At 59.5% G+C, this 851-nt stretch carries 1 protein-coding gene; it reads left to right on the top strand.

Annotated elements, in window-relative coordinates:
- Positions 1–572: 572 nt before the first annotated feature.
- A complete protein-coding gene (locus JF66_RS23285) occupies positions 573–794 on the top strand; it encodes a hypothetical protein (RefSeq protein WP_134360430.1) in 222 nt (73 codons plus the stop codon).
- The last annotated feature ends 57 nt before the right edge of the window (positions 795–851 follow it).

Here is an 851-nt window from a genome sequence, read left to right as displayed (position 1 = left end):
CGGCTTACGGCGATTGTTTGATGCCGTTCTAACTTGCAGAGGAACCACCGGAACGCGAGCGATTTGCCCTGCGTGCCGTCACCAGCGTGACCACCGCAACTATCGCAATCGCGCCGAGCCATATCCATAGGTTCGTGTCGATCCCCACGAGTGACCTTTGATACGAGCCGCAGATCGACGTGCCGCCAGCGGGTGCGTCTGCACACCAGCCTCCGCTGACAATCGGCGCTAGGAAGACGGAGATGCCCAAGCAGGCGAGTGTGCCTAGCCACATTGTGGCGACAACGGATCTCCGGCGGTGAATCATCCCTATAGCCAATCATTACTCAAGCCCGAGCACCCCCATCGATACTCTTTTGTGATCCCACGAGTCGCAGAGAGGCTCCGCTGCGGCACCGTCCCGTTGACCGTTCGACTCCCGGGACGCGTTGCACCGGATGATTCGGCGGGCACGGGCCGTCGCGGAGCCGACAATACGCATTGGATCGCAGCAGCACTTGGGACGAGGGGCTAGCGCCCGACCAACATCTTGTATTCGGCGTCGTCTGGTTCGTAGCCGATACCATGAAGGCATGGCGAAAATCGATGATGATGGACACTCAGCCAAGGAACCTATCCGCTCAGCACCGCAAGATCCACCGTTTCAGGCCCTTCTTCCCAACCTAGAACGAATGTCACCATCGACATTCCGAAAGGGAACGGTTAGCCGCCGTCGTGTTAATCGGGCGCTGCTCGTGCTCCTTGCCGTCACCGGCCTCGCCGGAGCGATGATCGTCTCCTCCTTCATCCTCTGACTTCAGCCCAGAAAGCAGACGAGAGCGGACGGCACCACTATTCGTTCCGTTGATACC

The organism is Cryobacterium sp. MLB-32, from assembly GCF_000738085.1.
In the GTDB taxonomy this organism is placed as follows: domain Bacteria; phylum Actinomycetota; class Actinomycetes; order Actinomycetales; family Microbacteriaceae; genus Cryobacterium.
The sequence above is the reverse complement of the archived record's forward strand: the minus strand, read 5'-3'. Positions and strand labels throughout refer to the sequence as shown.

Coding starts and splice junctions, on each gene's coding strand:
- JF66_RS23285 (WP_134360430.1), top strand. CDS start 573: ATGGCGAAAATCGATGATGATGGACACTCAGCCAAGGAACCTATCCGC.